General features: G+C 35.1%; 19 protein-coding genes. 10 read left to right on the forward strand and 9 right to left on the reverse strand.

Annotated features, from left to right (window positions below; genetic code table 11):
• The first annotated feature begins 67 nt into the window (after positions 1-67).
• From AC1RRQ_RS07685 to AC1RRQ_RS07700, 4 genes are all read left to right on the forward strand, one after another.
• Positions 68-1357 carry a M20 metallopeptidase family protein gene (locus AC1RRQ_RS07685; protein ID WP_493022426.1) on the forward strand — a complete coding sequence of 430 codons (1290 nt, stop codon included), beginning with the start codon at positions 68-70 and terminating at the stop codon, positions 1355-1357.
• Between the two features lie 63 nt (positions 1358-1420).
• Complete coding sequence (locus tag AC1RRQ_RS07690; RefSeq protein ID WP_493022427.1) at positions 1421-1705, forward strand: hypothetical protein; 285 nt, start codon at positions 1421-1423, stop codon at positions 1703-1705.
• Positions 1706-1854: 149 nt separating this feature from the next.
• Entirely contained in the window at positions 1855-2931 is a 1077-nt protein-coding gene (locus AC1RRQ_RS07695; protein WP_493022428.1) for a calcium:cation antiporter, read from the forward strand.
• Between the two features lie 92 nt (positions 2932-3023).
• A complete protein-coding gene (locus AC1RRQ_RS07700; protein WP_493022429.1) occupies positions 3024-5012 on the forward strand; it encodes an ATP-binding protein in 1989 nt (662 codons plus the stop codon).
• 16 nt (positions 5013-5028) lie between these two features.
• Here the strand turns inward: AC1RRQ_RS07700 and AC1RRQ_RS07705 are convergent, their stop codons facing one another.
• Complete coding sequence (locus AC1RRQ_RS07705) at positions 5029-5688, reverse strand: GNAT family N-acetyltransferase (RefSeq protein ID WP_493022430.1); 660 nt, start codon at positions 5686-5688, stop codon at positions 5029-5031.
• Positions 5689-6222: 534 nt separating this feature from the next.
• On the opposite strand from AC1RRQ_RS07705, the gene AC1RRQ_RS07710 reads away from it, so the two are divergent.
• The 3 genes from AC1RRQ_RS07710 (at position 6223) to AC1RRQ_RS07720 (ending at position 9401) form a co-directional block, all read left to right on the forward strand.
• Positions 6223-7185 carry an ROK family protein gene (locus AC1RRQ_RS07710; RefSeq protein ID WP_493022431.1) on the forward strand — a complete coding sequence of 321 codons (963 nt, stop codon included), beginning with the start codon at positions 6223-6225 and terminating at the stop codon, positions 7183-7185.
• A 181-nt stretch (positions 7186-7366) separates the two neighbouring features.
• A complete protein-coding gene (locus AC1RRQ_RS07715) occupies positions 7367-8284 on the forward strand; it encodes a bestrophin family protein (RefSeq protein WP_493022432.1) in 918 nt (305 codons plus the stop codon).
• A gap of 196 nt (positions 8285-8480) precedes the next feature.
• A complete protein-coding gene (locus AC1RRQ_RS07720; protein ID WP_493022433.1) occupies positions 8481-9401 on the forward strand; it encodes a phytanoyl-CoA dioxygenase family protein in 921 nt (306 codons plus the stop codon).
• Between the two features lie 7 nt (positions 9402-9408).
• On the opposite strand, the gene AC1RRQ_RS07725 is transcribed toward AC1RRQ_RS07720, so the two are convergent.
• From AC1RRQ_RS07725 to AC1RRQ_RS07735, 3 genes are all read right to left on the reverse strand, one after another.
• Positions 9409-11682 (reverse strand): ATP-binding protein, encoded by a 2274-nt coding sequence (locus tag AC1RRQ_RS07725; RefSeq protein ID WP_493022434.1) that lies wholly within the window; start codon positions 11680-11682, stop codon positions 9409-9411.
• Positions 11682-12284 (reverse strand): biliverdin-producing heme oxygenase, encoded by a 603-nt coding sequence (locus tag AC1RRQ_RS07730; protein WP_493022435.1) that lies wholly within the window; start codon positions 12282-12284, stop codon positions 11682-11684. Before AC1RRQ_RS07730 ends, AC1RRQ_RS07725 begins: the two co-directional genes overlap by 1 nt.
• 143 nt (positions 12285-12427) lie before the next feature.
• Positions 12428-13066, reverse strand: coding sequence for an NAD(P)H-binding protein (locus tag AC1RRQ_RS07735; protein ID WP_493022436.1), 639 nt, complete (start codon positions 13064-13066; stop codon positions 12428-12430).
• Between the two features lie 156 nt (positions 13067-13222).
• On the opposite strand from AC1RRQ_RS07735, the gene AC1RRQ_RS07740 reads away from it, so the two are divergent.
• Both AC1RRQ_RS07740 and AC1RRQ_RS07745 read left to right on the forward strand, forming a co-directional pair.
• The gene (locus AC1RRQ_RS07740) at positions 13223-14242 is read left to right on the forward strand and encodes an SDR family NAD(P)-dependent oxidoreductase (RefSeq protein ID WP_493022437.1); all 1020 of its coding nucleotides are present in this window, start codon (positions 13223-13225) and stop codon (positions 14240-14242) included.
• Between the two features lie 281 nt (positions 14243-14523).
• Complete coding sequence (locus AC1RRQ_RS07745; protein WP_493022438.1) at positions 14524-15333, forward strand: helix-turn-helix domain-containing protein; 810 nt, start codon at positions 14524-14526, stop codon at positions 15331-15333.
• Positions 15334-15364: 31 nt separating this feature from the next.
• Here the strand turns inward: AC1RRQ_RS07745 and AC1RRQ_RS07750 are convergent, their stop codons facing one another.
• On the reverse strand, positions 15365-16132 hold the full coding sequence (locus tag AC1RRQ_RS07750; RefSeq protein ID WP_493022439.1) for a methyltransferase domain-containing protein: 768 nt from the start codon (positions 16130-16132) through the stop codon (positions 15365-15367).
• Between the two features lie 254 nt (positions 16133-16386).
• On the opposite strand from AC1RRQ_RS07750, the gene AC1RRQ_RS07755 reads away from it, so the two are divergent.
• On the forward strand, positions 16387-16914 hold the full coding sequence (locus AC1RRQ_RS07755) for a contractile injection system tape measure protein (protein ID WP_493022440.1): 528 nt from the start codon (positions 16387-16389) through the stop codon (positions 16912-16914).
• A gap of 2 nt (positions 16915-16916) precedes the next feature.
• Here AC1RRQ_RS07755 and AC1RRQ_RS07760 read toward each other — a convergent pair whose 3' ends face one another.
• From AC1RRQ_RS07760 to AC1RRQ_RS07775, 4 genes are all read right to left on the reverse strand, one after another.
• On the reverse strand, positions 16917-17612 hold the full coding sequence (locus AC1RRQ_RS07760) for a hypothetical protein (protein WP_493022441.1): 696 nt from the start codon (positions 17610-17612) through the stop codon (positions 16917-16919).
• Position 17613: 1 nt separating this feature from the next.
• Positions 17614-18600 (reverse strand): hypothetical protein, encoded by a 987-nt coding sequence (locus AC1RRQ_RS07765; protein ID WP_493022442.1) that lies wholly within the window; start codon positions 18598-18600, stop codon positions 17614-17616.
• A gap of 231 nt (positions 18601-18831) precedes the next feature.
• Positions 18832-19851 carry an MBL fold metallo-hydrolase gene (locus AC1RRQ_RS07770; RefSeq protein ID WP_493022443.1) on the reverse strand — a complete coding sequence of 340 codons (1020 nt, stop codon included), beginning with the start codon at positions 19849-19851 and terminating at the stop codon, positions 18832-18834.
• Between the two features lie 18 nt (positions 19852-19869).
• Positions 19870-20871, reverse strand: coding sequence for an alpha/beta fold hydrolase (locus AC1RRQ_RS07775; RefSeq protein ID WP_493022444.1), 1002 nt, complete (start codon positions 20869-20871; stop codon positions 19870-19872).
• Positions 20872-21154: the final 283 nt, after the last annotated feature.

Below are 21154 nucleotides of genomic sequence, written 5' to 3' on the forward strand. Positions count from 1 at the left end.
TCATTTGCAGTCTATATATTATACGCCTTATTCCTTTCATTAACGAAGCCAAAACCAAAACCAAACCATGAGCACAAAATTTTTATTGTATATCATCTTAACAATTCTTGCATTTTGCCAAAAAGCTTTCTGCCAGCAAAACGAGAACCGCTTAATTCATGAAAAGATAAAAATTGAAACTGATGCTGTTTTTAAAAAGCTCGTAGACATTAGAAGAGATTTTCATGAAAACCCGGAATTGGCTGGCAAAGAAGTTCGTACTCAGGAAAAAATAAAACAATATTTACTTGATCTTGGACTTGAAGTCGAGACCGATATTTATGGTCATGGTGTAATTGGAATTTTAAAAGGCGGAAAAAAAGGTAAAAATATAGCCTGGCGTGCCGATATGGATGCGCTTCCAAATGATTTCGACGATAATGTTGATTTTAAATCGAAAACCAAAGGCGTTCAGCACGGCTGCGGGCATGATGTTCACATGGCAATTGCATTGGGTATAGCCGAAGTTTTGGCAAAAAACAAAAAAGACCTAAAAGGAAACGTATATTTTATTTTTCAACCAGAGGAAGAAACTTTTGTTGGAGCAAAAAATATGATTAATGCAGGCTTACTGAACAAAATACATCTTGATGAAATTTACTCATTACATGTTACGCCGCTGGCTGTTGGTCAAATAATGATCAAGCCCAATGAAGTGTATGCCTACCAAAAAAGAATACAAATTAAATTTAAGGACGAGCTTACGAAAGAACAGACAAATGAAATCACTAAAAAAATTCATGATGCTTTAGTTCGCATTGCGCCAGGAAGCAAACCTTGGGAACTTCAAAATATAATTGACCCAAAACTGGGACTTTCGAACCCTAATACCATCTTTAAAGATTACTTAATTATGGACGAGAAATTTAATATCCGTTCTAAAAATAAGGAACTGACCTTGGATGCTTACTTATACGAAACCAATTTTTCTAATTTAAAAGCCATTATTCCTAATGTTAAGCAAATTATAGAATCCGGTAATTTTAAAAATCAGCTCCTTTCTATTTCGTTTATACAGGAAAATCCAACCGTCATTAATGATAAAAAAATAACCATTAATGCTATAAAAGCACTTGACAACATTTACGGAAAAGGTACCGTAACAGCAGATTATGGTCAGATTCCTTATTTTAATGATGATTTCTCTTATTTCCAGCAAAAAATTCCCGGAGCTTATTTTTTTCTTGGAGGTTCTAATTTAGAAAAAGGAATTATTGCCATGAACCATGCTCCTAATTTTAAAGTCGATGAAGAATGCATAAAAACAGGCGTGAGAAGTTTTTCTTCATTGATTTTTGAAAGAGTTAATACAAAATAAATATTAACACTATCCAAAATACCATAATTTTTAACCGTTCCTTACAAACACAAGAATTTTATCATGAACAGCAAAGAGCTCGTATACAGTCTGACGAGAATGACGTATACATTTCATAAAAAGATTAAAATAATACGAGATAAAGACCGATTTTTAAATGCTTTAATTAAAAGCAACGGAAATCATAACGTTATAGATCTTGGTGCGCAAATTGGACTTGATGAAAATGCGACTATGGAAATTATCTCCGAACTTCTAGCCGAATTTAAAATAGAATATGCCCTAAATGGAGTTTGCGATTACAGTTTAATAAGAAGAAAAAGCCAGATCAAAAAAATGAATAAGTAGAAGAATTGAACCAAAAATCAAATCTAATTTAATCTCTTAACATTGTTTTTTTGTCATTTTCCGCAAAAAAGCCCTATCTTACAAAATCAAAAAATGCTGATTTTTCAAGACTTGGGAGAAGGCATTTGTTAAATTTTAAATTAAAATAAATGAAACAATTACTTCAGTGGACAACTATCATTCCGGCATTATCGTGGATTCTTTTCTTTAGCGGACTTATAGAAGGCAGCAGTATATTTCAGATTACAGCAAGTATTTTGCTAATTCTGAGCGTAATGTCAGCCGTACATCATTCCGAAATTATTGCAGAAAGAGTTGGAGAGCCCTACGGAACCATTATTCTGGCTATATCCATAACCGTAATCGAAGTTTCGATTATTATATCCTTAATGATGTCAGATGGTCCGGAAGCCGTTTCACTTGCCAGAGATACCGTATACGCCGCCACAATGCTTATTCTTAACGGAATTATTGGTTTGTGTCTGCTAATTGGAGGCTTAAAACATTACGAACAGAATTTCTCTCCTTCATCTGTAACTATTGGTTTAGTTTCACTTGTTTCCATTATCGTATTTACTTTAGTATTTCCTACTTTTACACAAAGTGTTGCGGGATCTTACTATTCCGTACCACAGCTTATTTTTGCCTCGATTGCCTGTATTGTTATTTATTCGTCTTTTTTATTTGCACAAACCAGCAGATACCGCCAATATTTCCTGACCGTTGGTGATGATGAAAATGAGGAATCAGTCGAACCTATAGTTATCAACAATAAAACATTCTATACCAGTCTTGTTTTCCTTCTCGTGAGTTTAGGAATCGTAGTATTATTAGCTAAAACGCTCTCTCCTACTATCGAAAGCATAATTGTAAGTTACAGTCTTCCAAAAAGTTTGGTTGGAGTTGTAATTGCCATCATTATTTTGCTTCCAGAAGCAATTGCAGCGATTATTGCAGCAAGAAAAAACAGATTGCAGACCAGTTTAAATTTAGCTTTGGGCTCTGCTTTGGCAAGTATTGGTTTAACTATTCCGAGTGTTGCGACAGTTTGTATTATGATGGACATGCCTATTATTCTCGGGCTTGATATAAAATCTATTGTTCTGTTAGCCTTATCTGTATTTACCGTAATGCTTTCGCTGAGTAAAGGAAAATCGAATATCGTGTATGGAGTTGTTCTTTTGGTTAATTTATTTGCCTTTATATTCCTTATGATATACCCTTGATTATAATCAAGTAATCATTTTGTATAGTCTGTGGGAGTATTTTAAAGCTTTGTCTAATATTATTTATACTTTTGCACTTTACGCCCCACAGAATGAATACTCCCCAACAACCTTTACCGCACAACGAGCTCGAACGTCTGGCAGCTTTAAAACGTTATAATATACTTGACACACTGCCCGAGCATGCTTTTGATGATGCTACTAAACTCGTTTCTTATATCTGTTCTGTGCCCATAGCCCATATTTCATTTATAGATGAAAACAGGCAATGGTTTAAATCTGAAATTGGAATTGGAGTATCAGAAGTGCCGAGAGAAATCAGTTTCTGCCGATATACTATTATCGAAAGCGAAATGGTCGAAATAAACGACACTTTTTTAAACGACCGATTTAAAAATGATCCCAATGTTACCGGCGGTTTCAAAGTCCGTTTCTATGCCGGAATACCGCTTACAACACCAGACGGTTACAACATTGGAACCATTTGTGCCATCGATCACGTTTCTAAAGAGCTTAACGAAAATCAGCGTAATGCTCTGTCCATTGTGGCAAAGCACATCATGAATCAGCTTGAGTTAAGAACAAAAAATATTGAACTCGCAGCTGCAAAAAAAATAGCAGAACGTGCCGTATTGGCAAAAGATAGCTTTTTGGCCAATATGAGCCACGAAATCAGAACGCCGTTAAACGCGATTATTGGTTTTACAGATCTTTTGGCCCAGACAAAACTCAATGCCATACAGCGTGATTATATTGACAGCGTACAAATTGCCGAAGAAAACCTGCTATTAATTATTAATGACATTCTGGATCTTTCCAAAATAGAATCCGGAAATCTAACTATTGATGCACAACCTTTTAATTTAAAAAATACACTTAAACACGTTTACGATTTATTAAAAGTAAAAGTTCCTGCAGAAGTTGAATTCAACCTTTTCCTCGATGCCGAAATGCCCGAAATGGTAATTGGAGATCAGGGAAGATTAAACCAAATATTAGTAAACCTTACCGGAAATGCGCTTAAGTTTACTGAAGAAGGCGAAGTTACGGTCTCGGTTAAAAAAATCAACGAAACAGCCGATGATTATTCGCTGCGATTCTCTGTTAAAGACACCGGAATTGGCATTCAGGAAGATAAACTGGCTGCTATTTTTGAACGATTCACGCAAGCCGAAGAAAGCACCACCCGAAAATTTGGCGGTACAGGACTTGGTCTCAACATTGTAAAACAATTAATAGAATTACAAGATTCGCAGATTCAGGTAAAAAGCAAACAAGGACGAGGTTCTGAATTTTTCTTTGTATTAACCTATAAAAAAACAGATTATATTGAAGCAGCGCCGGAACCATCGCAGGAAATTACGCTTGATAAACTTAAAATTCTGCTTTGCGAAGACAATACGCTGAATCAAAAATTGGTAAAAAACGTAATCGACAACTTTGGTTTTGAATTGGATATTGCCGGAAATGGACAGGAAGGAATTGATTTTTTATTAAAAAACGAATACGATTTAATATTAATGGATCTTCAAATGCCTGTTAAAGACGGGTATCAAACCACAAATTACATCCGAAACGAATTAAAAAATGCCATTCCCATTATAGCCATGACAGCGCATTCCCTTGTTGGCGAGCAGGAACGCTGTTTTAAAGAAGGAATGAACGCTTATATCCCGAAACCATTTAAGCAGGCCGCCCTTTTAGAAGCCATCAAAAAAGTAACAAGTAAAAACATTGCTGTTGAAATAAACAGAAACGTAGATCTTTCTTTTTTAGATGAAGTATCCGGCGGCGATCGCAGCTTTAAACAGGATATGATTAGTCTTTTTATAGAAAAAATTCCTAATGAAGTAGTTCAATTAAGCGAAGCATTCAAAAATAATAACCATGATGCCATAATGAGACTTTCTCATAACATGAAATCCAGTTTTGACATCTTTATGCTCAAAGACCTAAGTGATTATTTATCTACTGTTGAAAAAGAAGCTAAACTGCAGCAATACAGTTCTCAAACTTTAGAAAGAGTAAACAATCTAAATACTGAAATTGTAGAAGTTATTCAGTTTTTAAAGAAATTATAATAGAAAAACGGCCGTATTAAATACTGGCCGTTTTTTGTTTAGGATCGTAAAGCATTGCCGTACACAAACAGTTTTTTCTTTCTTTGCTCCATAATATTGGGCAATTGACACAGGATTTACAATTCTCCCAAAAAACTTCATCATAAGTCAGCTCAGAATACGTTACAGGTTCGAAGCCTAATTCGTGGTTCATTTTCATTACTGCCAGACCACTTGTTAAACTAAATATCTTGGCTTCTGGATATTTTTGACGGCTTAATTCAAAAATTTTTCTTTTAATTCTTTTGGCAAGTCCGGTATGTCTAAACTGAGGCGCTACGATCAATCCGGAATTTGAAACAAAACGATCATGATCCCAAGAGGAAATAAAAGAGAATCCTGCCCAGGTACCATCTGCTGCAAAAGCAATAACAGCCTCCCCTTTTTTTATTTTTTCTTCGAGTAATTCAGGAGAACGTCCAGAGATTCCTGTTCCTCTTGCTTTGGCAGATGACAAGGTAACTTCGGAGATTTCTTTTACCCAGAAAACGTGATTGGCATTAGTCGTTTCAATAGTAAAATCAGAAAAGTCTTCTGCTGATTGCGTATTTACAGATAAGTTTGGTTTGTTTTGAAACGGAGCAGACACAAAAAAGTTTTTACTCAAAAAATCGGCATTAATTAGTATGGTTTTCATATTTGATTTAGTGCATTTCCAATTTTTAGTTATGATACGAAAGTTCTATTCTCTGGAAATACAAAATCCAATATTCAAATCACATACCATTGCCAATTCGAAGCTTCGAAACCCATATAAAACACTATATATCTATCACTTACAAAAACGAGTAATCTTTTATAACAATCAAAATCCTTATCAAAACGATAAGAGGTTCTCGTTTTGATAGGAAATTTATTTTGTTTCGGATAATTATTGGATTAAAGTAGTAAAAACTAATTCTGCACTTTTTATAAATCAAATAACAAAGGGAACTGCAAGCCTGAAAAAGAAATAAGAGCAAAAGAAAAAGTAATTATAAACTCCGAAATAATTTCAAATACAGCGTGATTTTGCAAAATCCATAAATAAACCTAAATCATAATAAAGATCAGTTTAAAATAGGCCTTTATTTTTTTTAGATAATTACTTGATTTTTGGACATTAATGCAGAACTTGCCATTCTGTATTAATTATATCTAACAGAAGATAAATAATAATAAAATCAGCATTATGAATACCACAAACAATACACAACTACCACAATCATATGCAATTGGAATAGATATAGGCGGCACTTCACTGAAATGCGGTGTTGTTAATGAACTCGGAGAAATCTTGTTTTCATTTATAGTATCTCTTAAAGAGGCCAAGACCGAAGAAGAGATCATAAATTTAATTGTTAAAGCGATTACACAATGCACAGATCAGTTAAACGAACCTATTGTGGGTATTGGTATTGGTTTTCCGGGTTTAATAGAAAATAATGTAATCGTGGGCGGCGGTGTTAATCTGCCTGGTTTTGAGCAGCTGCCGCTAGGAAAAATTTTAAATGATCGTACAGGATATGATATTGTAATTGATAATGATGCTAACTTAATGGGACTTGCAGAAGTAATCTATGGTGCGGCCAAAGACAGCGAAGATGCCATTTTCCTAACCATAGGAACCGGAATTGGCGGCGCAATCATGATCAATAAAAAACTTTTTGGCGGTTATCATAATCGCGGCGCCGAATTGGGACACACTGTAATTCAACATAATGGAATTCAATGTGCTTGCGGCGGACGCGGCTGTTTGGAAACTTACGCTTCGGTTACGGCCTTAATCGAATATTACAAAACTCAAAATAAAACAGCCGAAGAACATATTGACGGAAAAACCATTATCGAAAGATATCTTGCCGACGAAGATCACGCAGTAAATGCAATGGAGCATCACTTTGATTATTTAGCAGCCGGAATCGTGAATTGTGTCAACATATTTAGTCCGCAGAAGGTCATAATTGGAGGCGGAATCAGCGAAGCAGGTCAGTTTTATATCGATGAATTAACACACAGAGTAAAAAAGACCGCCATTCCGGTTTCTTTCTCAAATACGAAAATTGTTGCGGCAAGCTTAGGAAACAAAGCCGGTTTATTAGGAGCTTGTGCCAATGCTTTCCAGAAATTTAAAAAGACAGAATACGCAGTATAATAAAGGATTAATCTCGTTAAGCTCGTAAGTAGTACTTTTAAAGTTTGTTTTAAGCTTTTAGACTTTGCGTTCCTAAATCTTACCAAGCAAAAAACTATTGCATTTTTTCTTATTTTTGTTGGAACCACTGCGTATACTCTATTTCCAATAAAGTTTTCTGGTTCTAATTACGACATCAAAAATGATTATAAAGAAGAAAAATAACTGGTTTAAAATGCTTTTTGAATGGAAAGGTTCTGTTTTACCACAACTCTTACCAAGGCTTTTATTACTGCTCTTATTTTCGTTTTTGATCGTCTATTTCAAACCTTTTCTTATAGAGAAAAATCTGCATATCAATCCTGCTGTATTTACTTTGTTTGGAATAGCCCTTGCCATTTTCCTCGGATTCCGAAATAATGTAAGCTACGACCGATTTTGGGAGGGCCGAAAACTTTGGGGAGCTTTGCTTAACGATACTCGATCGCTTGCACGCCAGAGCATAACGCTTATAGACGGCAAAGAATATGAAACCAAACGAGAAGAATTCATCAAACTGCTTACTGCTTTTGTTTACAGTTTAAAACACCAGCTTAGGCATACAAATCCAGATCATGATTTAAACAGATTACTTTTGGAAGAATTTGCCACGCAGTTAAAAGAAGTACATTACAAACCTGTACTTATACTAAGAGAACTGGGACTTTGGGTAAAAAATGCAAAAACCGAAGGAAAAATAGACAGCATGACACAACTTGCTTTTGAAGAAAATTTAAACAAACTTTCGGACATAGTGGGTGGATGTGAAAGAATTGCAAGTACACCAATTCCTTATACATACAATGTATTACTTCATCGAACAGTTTATATCTATTGTTTTATGCTTCCGTTTGGTTTTGTAGAAACAATGGGCTGGATTACGCCTTTTATAATTTCGTTTATTGCCTACACTTTTGTTGCTCTTGAAGCAATAGCAGACGAACTCGAAAATCCATTCGGATTACAGCCAAACGATCTTGCGCTTGATGCTATGTCGCAAATGATAGAAAATACACTTTTAGAATTGAATGATAAAAAGATGATTCCTGCAGAAAGTCCAAAGGATTATTATATCACTTAATATCAATTTAAAATCTCTAAAACTCAAAATCACGTACTAACACGGGGTTTCAACTCATTTCCTTTTTTTAATTTCACCAAAAGAAATCAGGTTTTATTCTAAATCAAAACCAAACCAAAAACCACAAACCACAAACCACAAACCACAAACCACAAACCACAAACCACAAACAATAAACAATAAACAAACCCAAAAAATGCCCTGGACTACTCTTGAAAACTTATGGAAACGTACCGCACAGCCAGCAGAACATCAGGATACTGCTGTAAATCATAATTGGGATTTAGAAGTTAAAACTTTATATCAGTTAGGCATTGGCATGGAAGATACTTTGCAGTTTCTATATTTTGAAAAACCTGATTTGGAAACTTTTAAAAACTGGATTAACAACAGAAAGCAAAACAATACGACCGATAACGAAGATGCTATTGATGATGTTCTATCTGAAAAGGATCTTGAATTTTGGAATGAGAACGGTTATGTCATAGTAAAAAATGCCGTTTCGAAAGCAGATTGCGAAGCTACGCAGCAGGCAATTTGGGAATATTTAAAAATGGATCCCAACAAAAAAGAAACCTGGTATAAAAGACATGAAAACCAAAAAGGACTAATGCTTAACTTCGTGGATCATGAAACTTTAAATAAAAACCGATTTTCTCCCAGAATAAAAAAAGCCTACGAACAGCTTTATAAAACAACAAGCATTTACAAAACCATCGATAAGGTAAGTTTTAATCCGCCCGAAACAGAAGAATTTACTTTTTTAGGCAGCGGACTTCACTGGGATACCAGTTTAAAACAACCTATTGTATATGGACTTCAGGGACTGCTCTATCTTACCGATTGCGGCCCAAATGATGGCGCTTTTCATTGTGTAGCAGGATTTCATAACAAAATAAGCGACTGGCTGAAAAATCTTAATCCCAATGAAAATCCTAGAGATTTAGCCGTTGAAACGTTAAAAGCGCAGCCTATTTTGGGCGATGCGGGCGATTTTATTATTTGGAATAATGCCTTACCGCATTGCGCTTCGCCAAATAGAGGCGAAACACCAAGAATGGTTCAATACCTTACATATTTACCCAATACTTACGATGCTTCGGGAGAATGGATTTAATTTTTTCTTATAAAAGAGATTCTTCGGGATCGCACGGAAAATAAATTTTTATGGCCGTACCTTCTCCCAGCTTTCCAGTTGCCTGAATATTACCGCCAACAGTCTGCATGATTTTTTTGCACAAAGCCAGTCCTACACCAGATCCGGTATATTCATCCTGATTATGAAGTCGGGTAAAAACTTTAAAAATCGTTTCGGCATATTGCTGTTCAAAACCAATTCCGTTATCAGAGAAATTAACCCAATGGCAGTAAATTCTATTGACATGACCAAACAATTCCGGTTCTTGCGAAGCTGTTATTTTAATAACTGGAAATCTATCCGGCGATGCGTATTTTAAGGAATTCTGAATAATATTAGAAAACAGCTGTCTCATTAAAAAGCTGAGCGCATAAACTTCCGGAAGATTTTCGCTTTCAATTACGGCGTTGCTCTCGGTGATGTTTTCATTCATCTCGATTATAGTTGCCTGCAAAATTTCATTCAAATCTATTTTTTGCAAGGCATCCCTTGTATTTTTAATTCGGGTATATTTAAGAATATCTTCAAGCAGAATCCTCATTCTGCCTGCTGATTTCGATACTCTTATTAAAGAATTAGAAACAGACTCCAGCGGAATAACATCAAGTTCCGTAAGCATTTTTGAAGTAATCAGCTGAATTTTACGCAGCGGTTCCTGCAAATCGTGTGTACTAATCCAGTTGATGTTTTCGAGCTCAGAGTTTGTCTCCTTCAAGATTTCGCTTTGTGTACGGTATTTTTCCTCCTCCTCGCTCAGCATAATCATCATCAAATGATTATGAAGTGCATGTGCATATCTTGTTGCTGTATTTATTTCATATTGTTTCCAGACGTTGCTTTGATTCTTTATAATCTGTTTCCAGATATTAAATGAATTTCTGGGATGTAAGCCCGTACTGTCTTTTACAATTGCTTTTTCGGGATCTCCTCCCCAATTAATTTCCGAAATGGTTTCGGGTCTGTACCAAATTATATGGTTGGCGCTGTCAAGCGAATGGTAAATAATACCTGCAAAATTAGCGCAGTGTTCCATTTCCGGAAAATGATCATTGAGCTTATTGGTTACAAATGTCTTATCTGAAGTTTTATGGCTAATTTGCTCAATTAACATTATAATACGTTCATCAGAAGGTGTTAAACCATTTTTATAAATTTTATCTTTTGTTGAAATAGAAACCCCTGATGCGTTGCAAATATGAAGCAATTGAGGCGATTTACTTATTATTTCTAAAGATTCTTCTGAAAGCGGCAATTCTAAACTCGTTAACTGTTCCAGGGCAAGTGATGCTTTTCCGGCATTTACGTTTTCGTCGTTAGATTGTCTAATATCAATCTGAGAGGTTATAAATTGTCCCTGAAGTTTTGCTGCCAGTCTAATTTCAGGCGAAATATTCTTTTTAGAATAATGATGGCAGGCAATTAATCCCCAAAGTCTATCATGGTGAATAAGTGAAATGGTAAGTGTAGCGCCGACGCCCATATTTTTTAAATATTCTACGTGAATTGGCGAGGTGCTTCTTAATATCGAAAGGCTTAAATCGAGATTTTTATTCTCTTTATTATCATCAATCGTAAATATGGGAACGGGTTTATAATCAATATCAACAATTAACCGAAGCTGATTTTTTATGTATAATTCCCTAGCCTGAGGCGGAATATCGGTATGCGGATAATGCAATCCTAAAAAGGGTTCCAGGTCTTCACGGCAATCTTCGGCAAATACTTCGCCATTGTACTGCTCATCAAATCTATAGATCATGACACGATCGTAGCCTGTTATTTGTCGGGTTCCCTCGGCAACCAGCGCACACAAATCTTTTAGAGAAGTCGTTTTGTTCATTTGGGTCACAAACTGAATCGTTTGTGTATAAACATCGGCTAGTTTTTCTCTGTCCGGAAACTTTGGTTCGGCTTCCAGTACATAAATAGCAGCACTTTTGTGTATGCTGACCTGAAATATTTTTTCAAACAGATTGATTTCTAACGGAAATACATTCTGAACATTATCTTCATTGATATAATCAAAAATCAATTCCTGTGCTTTTGAACCAAAAATAGATTCGAAATTTTTCCCTAAAATATCGGTATGCTGTAAATCGACAAATGAAGAAATATTTGCAGTACAAAAATCTATTTTCCACTCCGGATCAAGACCTATTAAAAAACCGTGAGGCTGTATACTACCCGGAATATGAATGGGTTCATGTTCGCAGTTGGTTAACGTAACAAGATCACGATTGACTATATCTTTAATATTCATTATTTTTCTATGCTCTCAAAATGATTGTAAATACTATCAAAAGCATATACAGCTCCTTCTATAATACTATCTGCACCATTATTATTCTGTTCGTATTCTGCCAGTATGTTTAGAAAGTTTTTCCAAAAGCTGCCTGTTTTGTCTCCGTAACCTTTAAAATAAGAAACGCCCTGATCGTTAGAAAGCTGCTTATTGTTTACAATATTCTTCAATATAAATCGGCCGCCCAGACTTGATCCTTCAATAACATAAAATACGCCAAGAGCAAAAGGCAAGCTCATTTCTGTTTTATCAAAAACTGTAGATGAAGTGGTTTTATTGTGGTTAAGAAAAGAAAGATCTTCTTCGATAAGATGTTTCTTTTTTCTTTGGTCTAAATCGGGAATAATTTGAGAAAGCAATGGGTAAACAACTTCTTCTGTATTTTTATGAACATCGTGCATTAAACTCAGATAATGAATATAATCTTCTATTTTCATATCCGGCGACAAAATAGAAGCTGAAACCGAAAGCCTTTCTAATTTTTTGTGAGAATCTGCAGTGTGTGATTTTATATCGGTTAGAAAATCTGATGATAGTATAGAAGCGGTATTTGTACTCATAGCTGGATTTTGTTATATAGAATTTTACGAGATTCCTATTTGTTCATTAGTTCTCTGTACAAACAAATTTATAAAAAAACACGACCAATCATTATAAAAACCAAGTACAATTTCTTTCAATTTCTGAGTTTCTGTTAAAACCATTAAAAATCAAAAATTTTCTCGAGCTCAACTATCGTAGTTCCAGACGGAAGCGTTTTTGGAGCTTTTACTAATTTTGCCGCCAAAAGTGAAGTTGGAAGCGGTTTGAATTTCTTAAAAAGACCAATTGAATTCAATATTCTAATCAATTTAACCGCAATTTTTTCGCCTAATCGGTCAGAATCTTCGCGTACCAAAGGTCCGGGTCTGAAAATAATATACTGCTCAAAATTAAGTGCTGTAATATGATCTTCGAGTTTTCCTTTCATTTTAGAATAAAAAACATTGCTTTGGGCCGATGCTCCATAAGACGAAACCAATACAAACGATTTTACATCATTATTTCTTGCTGTAAAAGCAAATACGGCGGGAATATCAAAGTCTATTTTCCATTGGTTTTCTTTTGATCCGACTGCTTTTAATGTTGTTCCGAGGCAGGAGAACAAAACATCTCCCGTAATTAAATCTTGAAAAGAATCGATATTATCGAAATTAACAACATGTTCTGTAAGCTTAGAATGCATTTTTCCCGAAGATTTCCTCACAAAAGTTATTACCGAAGTATAATCCTGATTTTCCAGAAGCTGTTCTACTAAAAATTTCCCCGTTGAGCCTGTAGCTCCTATTACCAATGCTTTCATAAAATAATTTTAATAGACTGTTGCGTAGAATTAAAGGTAATAAAAATAACCCAAGCAGGATGACTTTTTAAACAAAGTAAAATTGGCGTTTTAAACAAAATCGAAAATTTATACTCTGTCTAATTTTGCCTCATAACATTTAAAGTTTAAATAAAAATGGAACAAAATAATTATCAGGGAAAAATGCAAAAACCTTTACATTCAGGTTTTAATGCAAAGTCTACATCACAAGATGTCATTAAGGGAATTGACTTAACCGGAAAAATTGCCATTGTAACGGGCGGACACACAGGAATTGGACTCGAAACAACCAAAACACTTTCCAGCGCAGGTGCAACTGTAATTGTAGCGGCGCGTGATATCGCAAAAGCGAAAAAAAATCTGGAAGGAATTGCCAATGTTGAATTAGAAACTCTAGATTTTATGGATTCTGATTCTATTGATTCTTTTGCAGCTAAATTTTTAGCTTCCGGCAGACCATTACATCTTTTGATTAACAATGCGGGAATTATGTGGGTGCCGCTTCGCAGAGACAGCCGCGGTTACGAGTCGCAATTGGTTACGAATTATCTGGGACAATTTCAGCTTACTGCCAGATTATGGCCGGCACTTAAACAGGCAGGCGGAGCAAGAGTTTTAAACGTATCGTCTTACGGTCATCAAATGGCGCCATTTGATTTTGAGGATCCTAATTTCCTTTATCGTGAATATCATACTTTACAAGGTTACGGACAATCTAAAACCGCTTGTAATTTGTTTGCTTTAGAATTAGACAATCGAGCCAAAGATTTTAATGTTAGAGCTTATTCACTGCATCCGGGAAGTGTTTTGGGGACTGATTTAGGCCGAGAAGAACCTATAGAACTATTCAAACAAATGGGAACTCACGATCAGGATGGCAATTTAAAACCCGAAGTTGCGGCTTTATTAAAAACACTGCCTCAGGGTGCTGCTACAACGGTTTGGTGCGCTACAAGCCCGTTACTTGAAAATATTGGCGGTGTTTATTGCGAAGATGCTGATATTGCAGTCCTTGATCTTGGCGATATCGAACATAAATTTGATGACCCTTCTACTATATATGGCGTTCAGCCTTATTCTGTAGATGAGGAAAATGCTAAAAGATTGTGGGATTTAAGCGAACGCCTTTTAGGAATGCCATTTGAGGTTCGATAATGAAAAAATTAAAATATTATATACTGCCAACATTGTTTTTTTTACCGCAAAGTCCGCAAAGTTTTTTTTTACAAGGATGGTGATATAAAAACACAAAGTTCACAATCCCGATAGCTATCGGGATACTTAGAACCAGCTTTGCGGACTTTGCTCTAAAATTTTCAGCTTAAATAAACATAGCGGACTTTGCGTAAATCTTTGCGCACTTTGCGGTTAAATTTTACAGACTTATGCTATCTTTAATTTATTAAATCAGATTTGGCTTTACTTAATTCTTGCAAATGGAACATATCTCAAAATATTTAACTCCGGAAATAAAGCTGTCTTGCTACGAAGATAAATTTTTCAAATCTGATCTGGTTTTTGAAGATCATATGCTGATTTGGTTTATTTCGGGCGAAACAAAAATCATTCAGACCGATGCTGTTTTTACTTTTAAAGCGGGAGATATTTTTTTAATTCCGAGAAACCTGCTCGCAACGATTATCAACTATCCCAAAAACGGACAGCCTCATAAAACGGTAGTGATGCATCTCTCTGTTAATCGTTTAAAAGAGTTTTATAAAAGTATTGATTTAAGTGGAAAAACAAATACAGAACAGAAAATTATCAGCTATAATAATCATCCGTTATTAGAAAGCTGTATGTCTTCCCTGCTTCCTTATTTTGATATTGAAGGACAATTTCCCGAAAATATCGCTTCTTTAAAAATTACCGAAGCAATTAGTATTTTAAGAGAAATAGACAAAGGAATCGATAATATTCTGGCCAGTTTTGACGAACCCGGAAAGATTGATTTAATCGATTTTATGCAGCGTAATTTTATGTTTAATATGCCAATGGAAAAACTGGGTTATTTAACCGGACGCAGCTTGTCAACTTTCAACAGGGACTTTAAGAAATACTTTAATACAACACCTCAAAAGTGGCTGACTAAAAAAAGATTAGAACTGGCCCATTATCATTTGGTTGAAAACAAGAAAAAACCAACCGAAGTTTATTTTGAAGTGGGTTTTGAAAATTTGTCCCATTTTTCATTTGCCTTTAAAAAGCAATTTGGTTATCCGCCTACGCGATTAAATAATCCGTAATTATCTATTCAGCCCCGCTGGAGCTTTATTCTTATGCTTTGGTGCCATAAATCAAAAGCCTTTTAAAAGAATAAATTGCCGGAAGTTTTGGAAAATTTAAAGCGATTCGTTCTTTGTATGTTTTGATAAAAAGTTCTTTCTGTTCGCCTTCTAATCTTTCCATATAAGGTATTAAAGCAGAACCTGAAATAAAGTGATATAAGGTATCATGATCATTGGCAATTATAGGATATACTTTTTGCATGATCTGGATATTCTCTAGACCGCTGTCAAAAAGAATTTGAGCATATTCGTCAATAGTTAAAACAGGGGAATCTCTTTTAAATCCTTTTAAGTAGGTTTTAAAAGGTTCTTCGTTTACTAATTCAATTAAAATTTTGTTGAGTTTATTTTCTGGCTGCACCGGCATTTGTACTGCAAATTGTCCGTTCTTGTTAAGAAGATTTATCAACTGGGGAAACAAAACTTCATGATTGTTTGACCATTGCAAGGCTGCGTTACTAAAAATTAAATCCCACTTTTCTGCTGCATTTATGGTTTCTTCGGTTGTGGCTTTACGAAAATGAAGATTAGAGGTTTCAAGAGATTTTGATTTTTCGAGCATTTCGGCAGAAGAATCAACGCCCAGAAAATGAGCTTCTTTAAATTTATCGGCCAAAATAGCGGTCTGCTCCCCTGTTCCACATCCTAAATCAATGGCCTTCATGTCTTTGACTGGTTTTATTAATTCGGCCAAATCATAAAACGGCTGATAACGAATATCTTTAAACTTATTATATATTTCTGGATTCCAAGGCATTTGTAAGTTCTTTAAGTTATAGAAAAATGGCTTTTAATATAAGAGCCAAGCATTTAACTAAGGTACAAATTTCTTATAAGTTTTACGGTATCTGTATTTATTAAATCTTCAAGTACTTTTTGATTTTGGTATGTATTTTTAATTAATTCTAATCGTTTATCGATTTTTAGGTATAAATACTCATATACAGTTGCGAAAAGATCTATAATTTTATCTCGCTATAGATTAATTAAAAAAAAGTATAAATGGAGGTTATGAATTATACTAATTCAGTTAAAAACGGAATTAATGTTAGAAATGCCGGAGCTGTAATACTAAACAGTTATTTTACAGTACTGTTTGAAAGACTTGAACTGACTAAAAATAATCGTTTCATTAGTATCGAAAATCAAAAAAAAGCGGTTAAATATTTAGAATGTCTTGTTACAGGACAAACTCATACAAATGAAGCTTATTTATCTTTAAATAAGATACTTTGCGGCCTTTCTATAAACGATACACTTACAGATGATTTTGAAATTTCTGAAAGCGACCGATTACTAATAAACAGTCTCTTAAAATCTGTAATTAGCCACTGGAATGCTATTGGAGATTGTTCTATAGAAGGTTTTAGAGGAAACTGGCTGGTACGCAATGGTATTCTGGTTGAATTAGAGGACAAATGGGAACTTACGATAGAAAAAAGAGCTTATGATATCTTAATTCTACGATCTCCTTTTTCTTTTTCTATAATAAAATTACCGTGGATGAATAAGCCCCTGCATGTACATTGGTACCATTAAAGTTAGTCCTGGGTAAAAGTTTTCAATGTACCATCCTCATTAAATTGAATGGAATATCTTTCGCGACTTCCACTAATACTTGAAGGATACCATCTAATTTTATTGTCCCAAATTGAAATGTAAACACTTGTTGCGGGTTTAGCACCTTCTACTTCTGCCGTTTTTTTATTGTAAATCTCAAACACTTTGGCTGCATTGGGAAAACTGATATTTTTAAGCGGCACCAAACGTTTTTGCACATCGTCTCTTACCGATAACTGAACTGGTTTCGGTTCTGACCATGTGTTGTTTTTGTACTCATAAGTATCGACATACTTTTTATTTTCAGGATGCTGGAGCATAATATTTATAGTTCCGTCATTGTAAAAATACAAAGTCGAATACACAAAGATTTCTTTTCCTGCATATTGAGGCAATTGCTTTAAAGCTTCTTCGGCTTTCTTTAATCTGTTTGCATCTTTTAAAAGATCTCCTGCTTTATTTTCTGTATTATTTACTGCTGCCGAATGTTTTTCTAAGGCTTCGTTTATAAGTTTCTGAACATCTACAGGAGGCGCTTCGGTTTTCGTTTCAGTATTTTTGGCTTCTGTATTTACGAGTGAATCATGGGTCTGGAATGTTTCTTCTATACTTTTAGATATCTGTTCGCATCCCATAAAAAAAGGAAAACAGGCTATTATAATAATTGATTTTCTCATTCTAATGTATCTTGTTTAAGTCATCTGCAAATGCGATCTCATTTGGGTTTTCCGGCAGATAAAAAATTTCTATTTGTGCTTGTTTGGTAACATCGAGTTCCAAAAGTCCAACGACTTTCTTTAAACTGTTTCGGTGAATATGATGTTTGTTATCGGTATATTCAAGTTCAAAACGCATCATAGGCTGTTCGTTAATATAGGTTCCTGTCTGACTTACGCTAATTAATTTGGCCTGGGTTTTTATTCCTTTAAACTTTATTAAAACCGAATTATCGCCTAATCCCGTAAGCTTTTTCAAAATAAATCTCAATAAATATCGATAGAAAATAAGCACTATTGGGCATACAATTAAAGGATGTCCAAAACTCATAAAACGCCAGCCCATGCCGTAACTTTCATCCTGATAAGCGTAGAAATAATAGCCTGCTACCAAAGCCAGCAGCAAGAGCAAACCCAATGTTCTCAGTATTAAACCCGACGGATTTAGTGAAGCATTTGAAGAAGCTACAACAAACGCCGGAAGTTTTTTGGGGTCTCTGTTCAGGATTAGGTTTAACTTTTTTCCGGCTTCAAAACGGCGTTCATGCGGTTTGCTGTCGGTAATTTCTGTTTTATGGATAATCTCTGTATCAGATAGATTTTTAAACAAAAGTTCCAATTCGTAGGTATTGTATTTTGCTTTTGGACCCGATATTTTTACGGCACTTATAATTTTTGCTTCTCTGTTTACGCCGTTTCTTTTAATATTTTCCAAATTTCGTTTTGTGATGAAAATCTGCAAAATCCATTTTTGGAAATAACCCAGCAAAACTATCAGCCAAAGAATAACAGAAAGCGCAGCTAAACCTAAGGCCAGCCAAGGATTTTTATCTTTTAAAGTCGTTACATCAAATTCGCTGTTTATGGCATAATACATAAACACAGGAAAAGGAATGGCAAAAAAGAGCATATAAAGGAGCCAAAATGCAGGTAAAAAGTGTTTCTTCATTCCTTAATAATTTGGGGTTGTTACTTAAAATTAGTTGTTATAAAAAATTAAAGGACAAAACTTTATCCGTTTTCTTCGATATCCCTCTAATCAAATTTACATAAAAATTTGGGGTTTAAATACAATTCTTATTGATGTAGAAAAAAACAACCCGAATCTAGAAAATACTGCTTTCTAAATTCGGGATATTTTAAAGCCTTTTAGGGCTGATTTTAAATTTTAATAATGGCGTTATGGTTTGGCTCCGTTTTGCTTGATGTCTTTGTATGCATTGGGAACATTGAAATTAAAATGAAGCCAGTTAAAGAGTTCGTAGCCTTTATCAAATTCTTTCATTGTAACAGCTGTTTTGGTTTCTTCTAATGTGAGTCCGCTTTTTATTGCATTTTCTACATTTGTTTTTAAAGCTTCAACGTAATCAATCGTGTATTTTATTCCGGCTTTGTTGGTTATCCTTCCATGTCCGGGAACTACGATGTCCTTATCACTTATCCTATTATAAATTTTGTTGAGATTGTTAACAGGCTCTAAAAAATAACCGTCAAAAAGCCATGGAATCGCTGGACTTTCGGCAATAAAAGGATTTCCCGCCCACAATACATTTCCCGAAGGGGATTGCAAATAAACGAAAAGATCTGCCGGAGACTGTGCCGTTCCCACATTAATAATATCGACAGTATTTCCTTTTCCCATATCAATTTTCATGTTTTGGTTAATGGGAATTGTAATGTCTGCCGGGCGATATACACTTTCTTCTATTCCCCTGCCCGCTCCAAAAAGCATAATCATGAACTTCTTGATATTCTCGTAATTTTTAGAAAGGTTTTCTTTGCAGAATTCGTTCTGAATGATAATTGTTTCTTTAGGAAGCAGATAATTTCCAAAACAATGATCGCCGTGATCACTCGTATTAATGGCGTAAATAATGGGTTTATTCGTTATGCTTCTTATCAATTTAAAAAGCTGATCATACAGCCTTTTGCTCAATAAAGTTTCGATAACCAAAACGCCTTTATCACCCACAATAAAACCCGCCGAAGTCGCCTGTGCAATACCTTTTGTGGTTTCATTTTCGACTGTAGAAGGCGAAACAGCATAGACATTTTCAGCAATTTTATGCAGTTGCAGTGTTACCTTATTGGCATCCCAAATAGGAACATGATCCGGCATAGGAAATTGAGCGTAAATAGCTTGACTCAGAATAAACAATACCATGAAGGCAAATCCTGAAATGATTTTTTTAGTTTTCATTTTTTATTTCTGATGAAGTTATTTTGCGGTAAAAAAGGCTAAAAGATCTTTTTGAACTTGTGCCGTATTTTCCTGAACCAGCCAATGTCCTGCGCCTGCAATTTTAGATTCGGTTACATTTTCGGCAACCAATTTAGAATGGTCTTTAAGAAAAGCGGCTGCAAAATATTCGCCACCCATGGCCAGTAAAGGCATTTTTAGTTTTGTTTTAGCAAAAACCAAATTGTCTTTTCCGTCCTGAGGGAAATTTCCAAACCATTTAAAACTTGATTTCGCTGCATCTTTAACGGCATAAGCACGTACAAATTCGGCAGTTTCTTCCGGAGTAAAGGGATCTTTTACGTGTCCGACCATTGGCCAGAAATTGGTTAAAAATTCTTTTTCTTTTCCTTTTACAATATCTCCCGAAGCTGGCCATGCAAAAAATCCAAACCACCACGCCGAAGCCGAAACTTTTGACCATACAGGTTCTATTCCCGGAAGTAATGCATCCATTAAGGCCAGTTTTTTAACCTCCGTTCCGTATTGCGCAGCATAAGCGTAGGCTACCATAAGTCCGATATCATGTCCGGCCAGATTAATGTTATTATATCCGAGTTTTTTAACCAGCTCATGAATATCTGTCGCCATTGTTTTTTTATCGTAACCCGTTTCCGGTTTGTCCGATTCGCCAACACCTCTTAAGTCTGGCGCAATTACCGTAAAATGTTTAGAAAGTTCAGGAAGCAGGCGATTCCACATATACCAGTTTTGTCCAAAACCGTGCACAAGTACCAGCGGTTCGCCTTTACCGCCTATAACATAATGAATGTTTACACCATTAACCAATGCTGTTTGATGTTTGAAATTAGCGGGAGGATCAGCAGGTTTTACAACTGCAGAATCTGCTTTGGCCACGGGTTCTTCGGCAATTTTAGTTTCTTCTTTTTTATTACAAGATGTAAGAGAAAATAAACTGATAATTATTAGGCCTAAAAACAGTTTTAAAGACCCGAAATTTTGGTTGAAAATTGGTTTCATAATTTGAATAATTAATTGTTGGTAATTTTTTAGCTTTTTGATTTTCTACTTTAAATCAAATAGTCTAAAACAATGCCCAAACCCTAATCCCTTGTTTAAGTGGGATTTATTCAAATATTGAAAATGTATTATTACTATATATCGCTATCGCTTTAGATTAGCGGCGATATTTAGTGGTCAGTTTTTTAGTGTTCAGTATTCAGTATTCAGTCTCGGTTTTCAGTTTACAGTCTTAGCTTTTAGTCTCGGTTTTCAGTGTTCAGTCTCAGTATTCAGTTTACAG

This window comes from Flavobacterium sp. GW821-FHT12A05 (assembly GCF_058807735.1).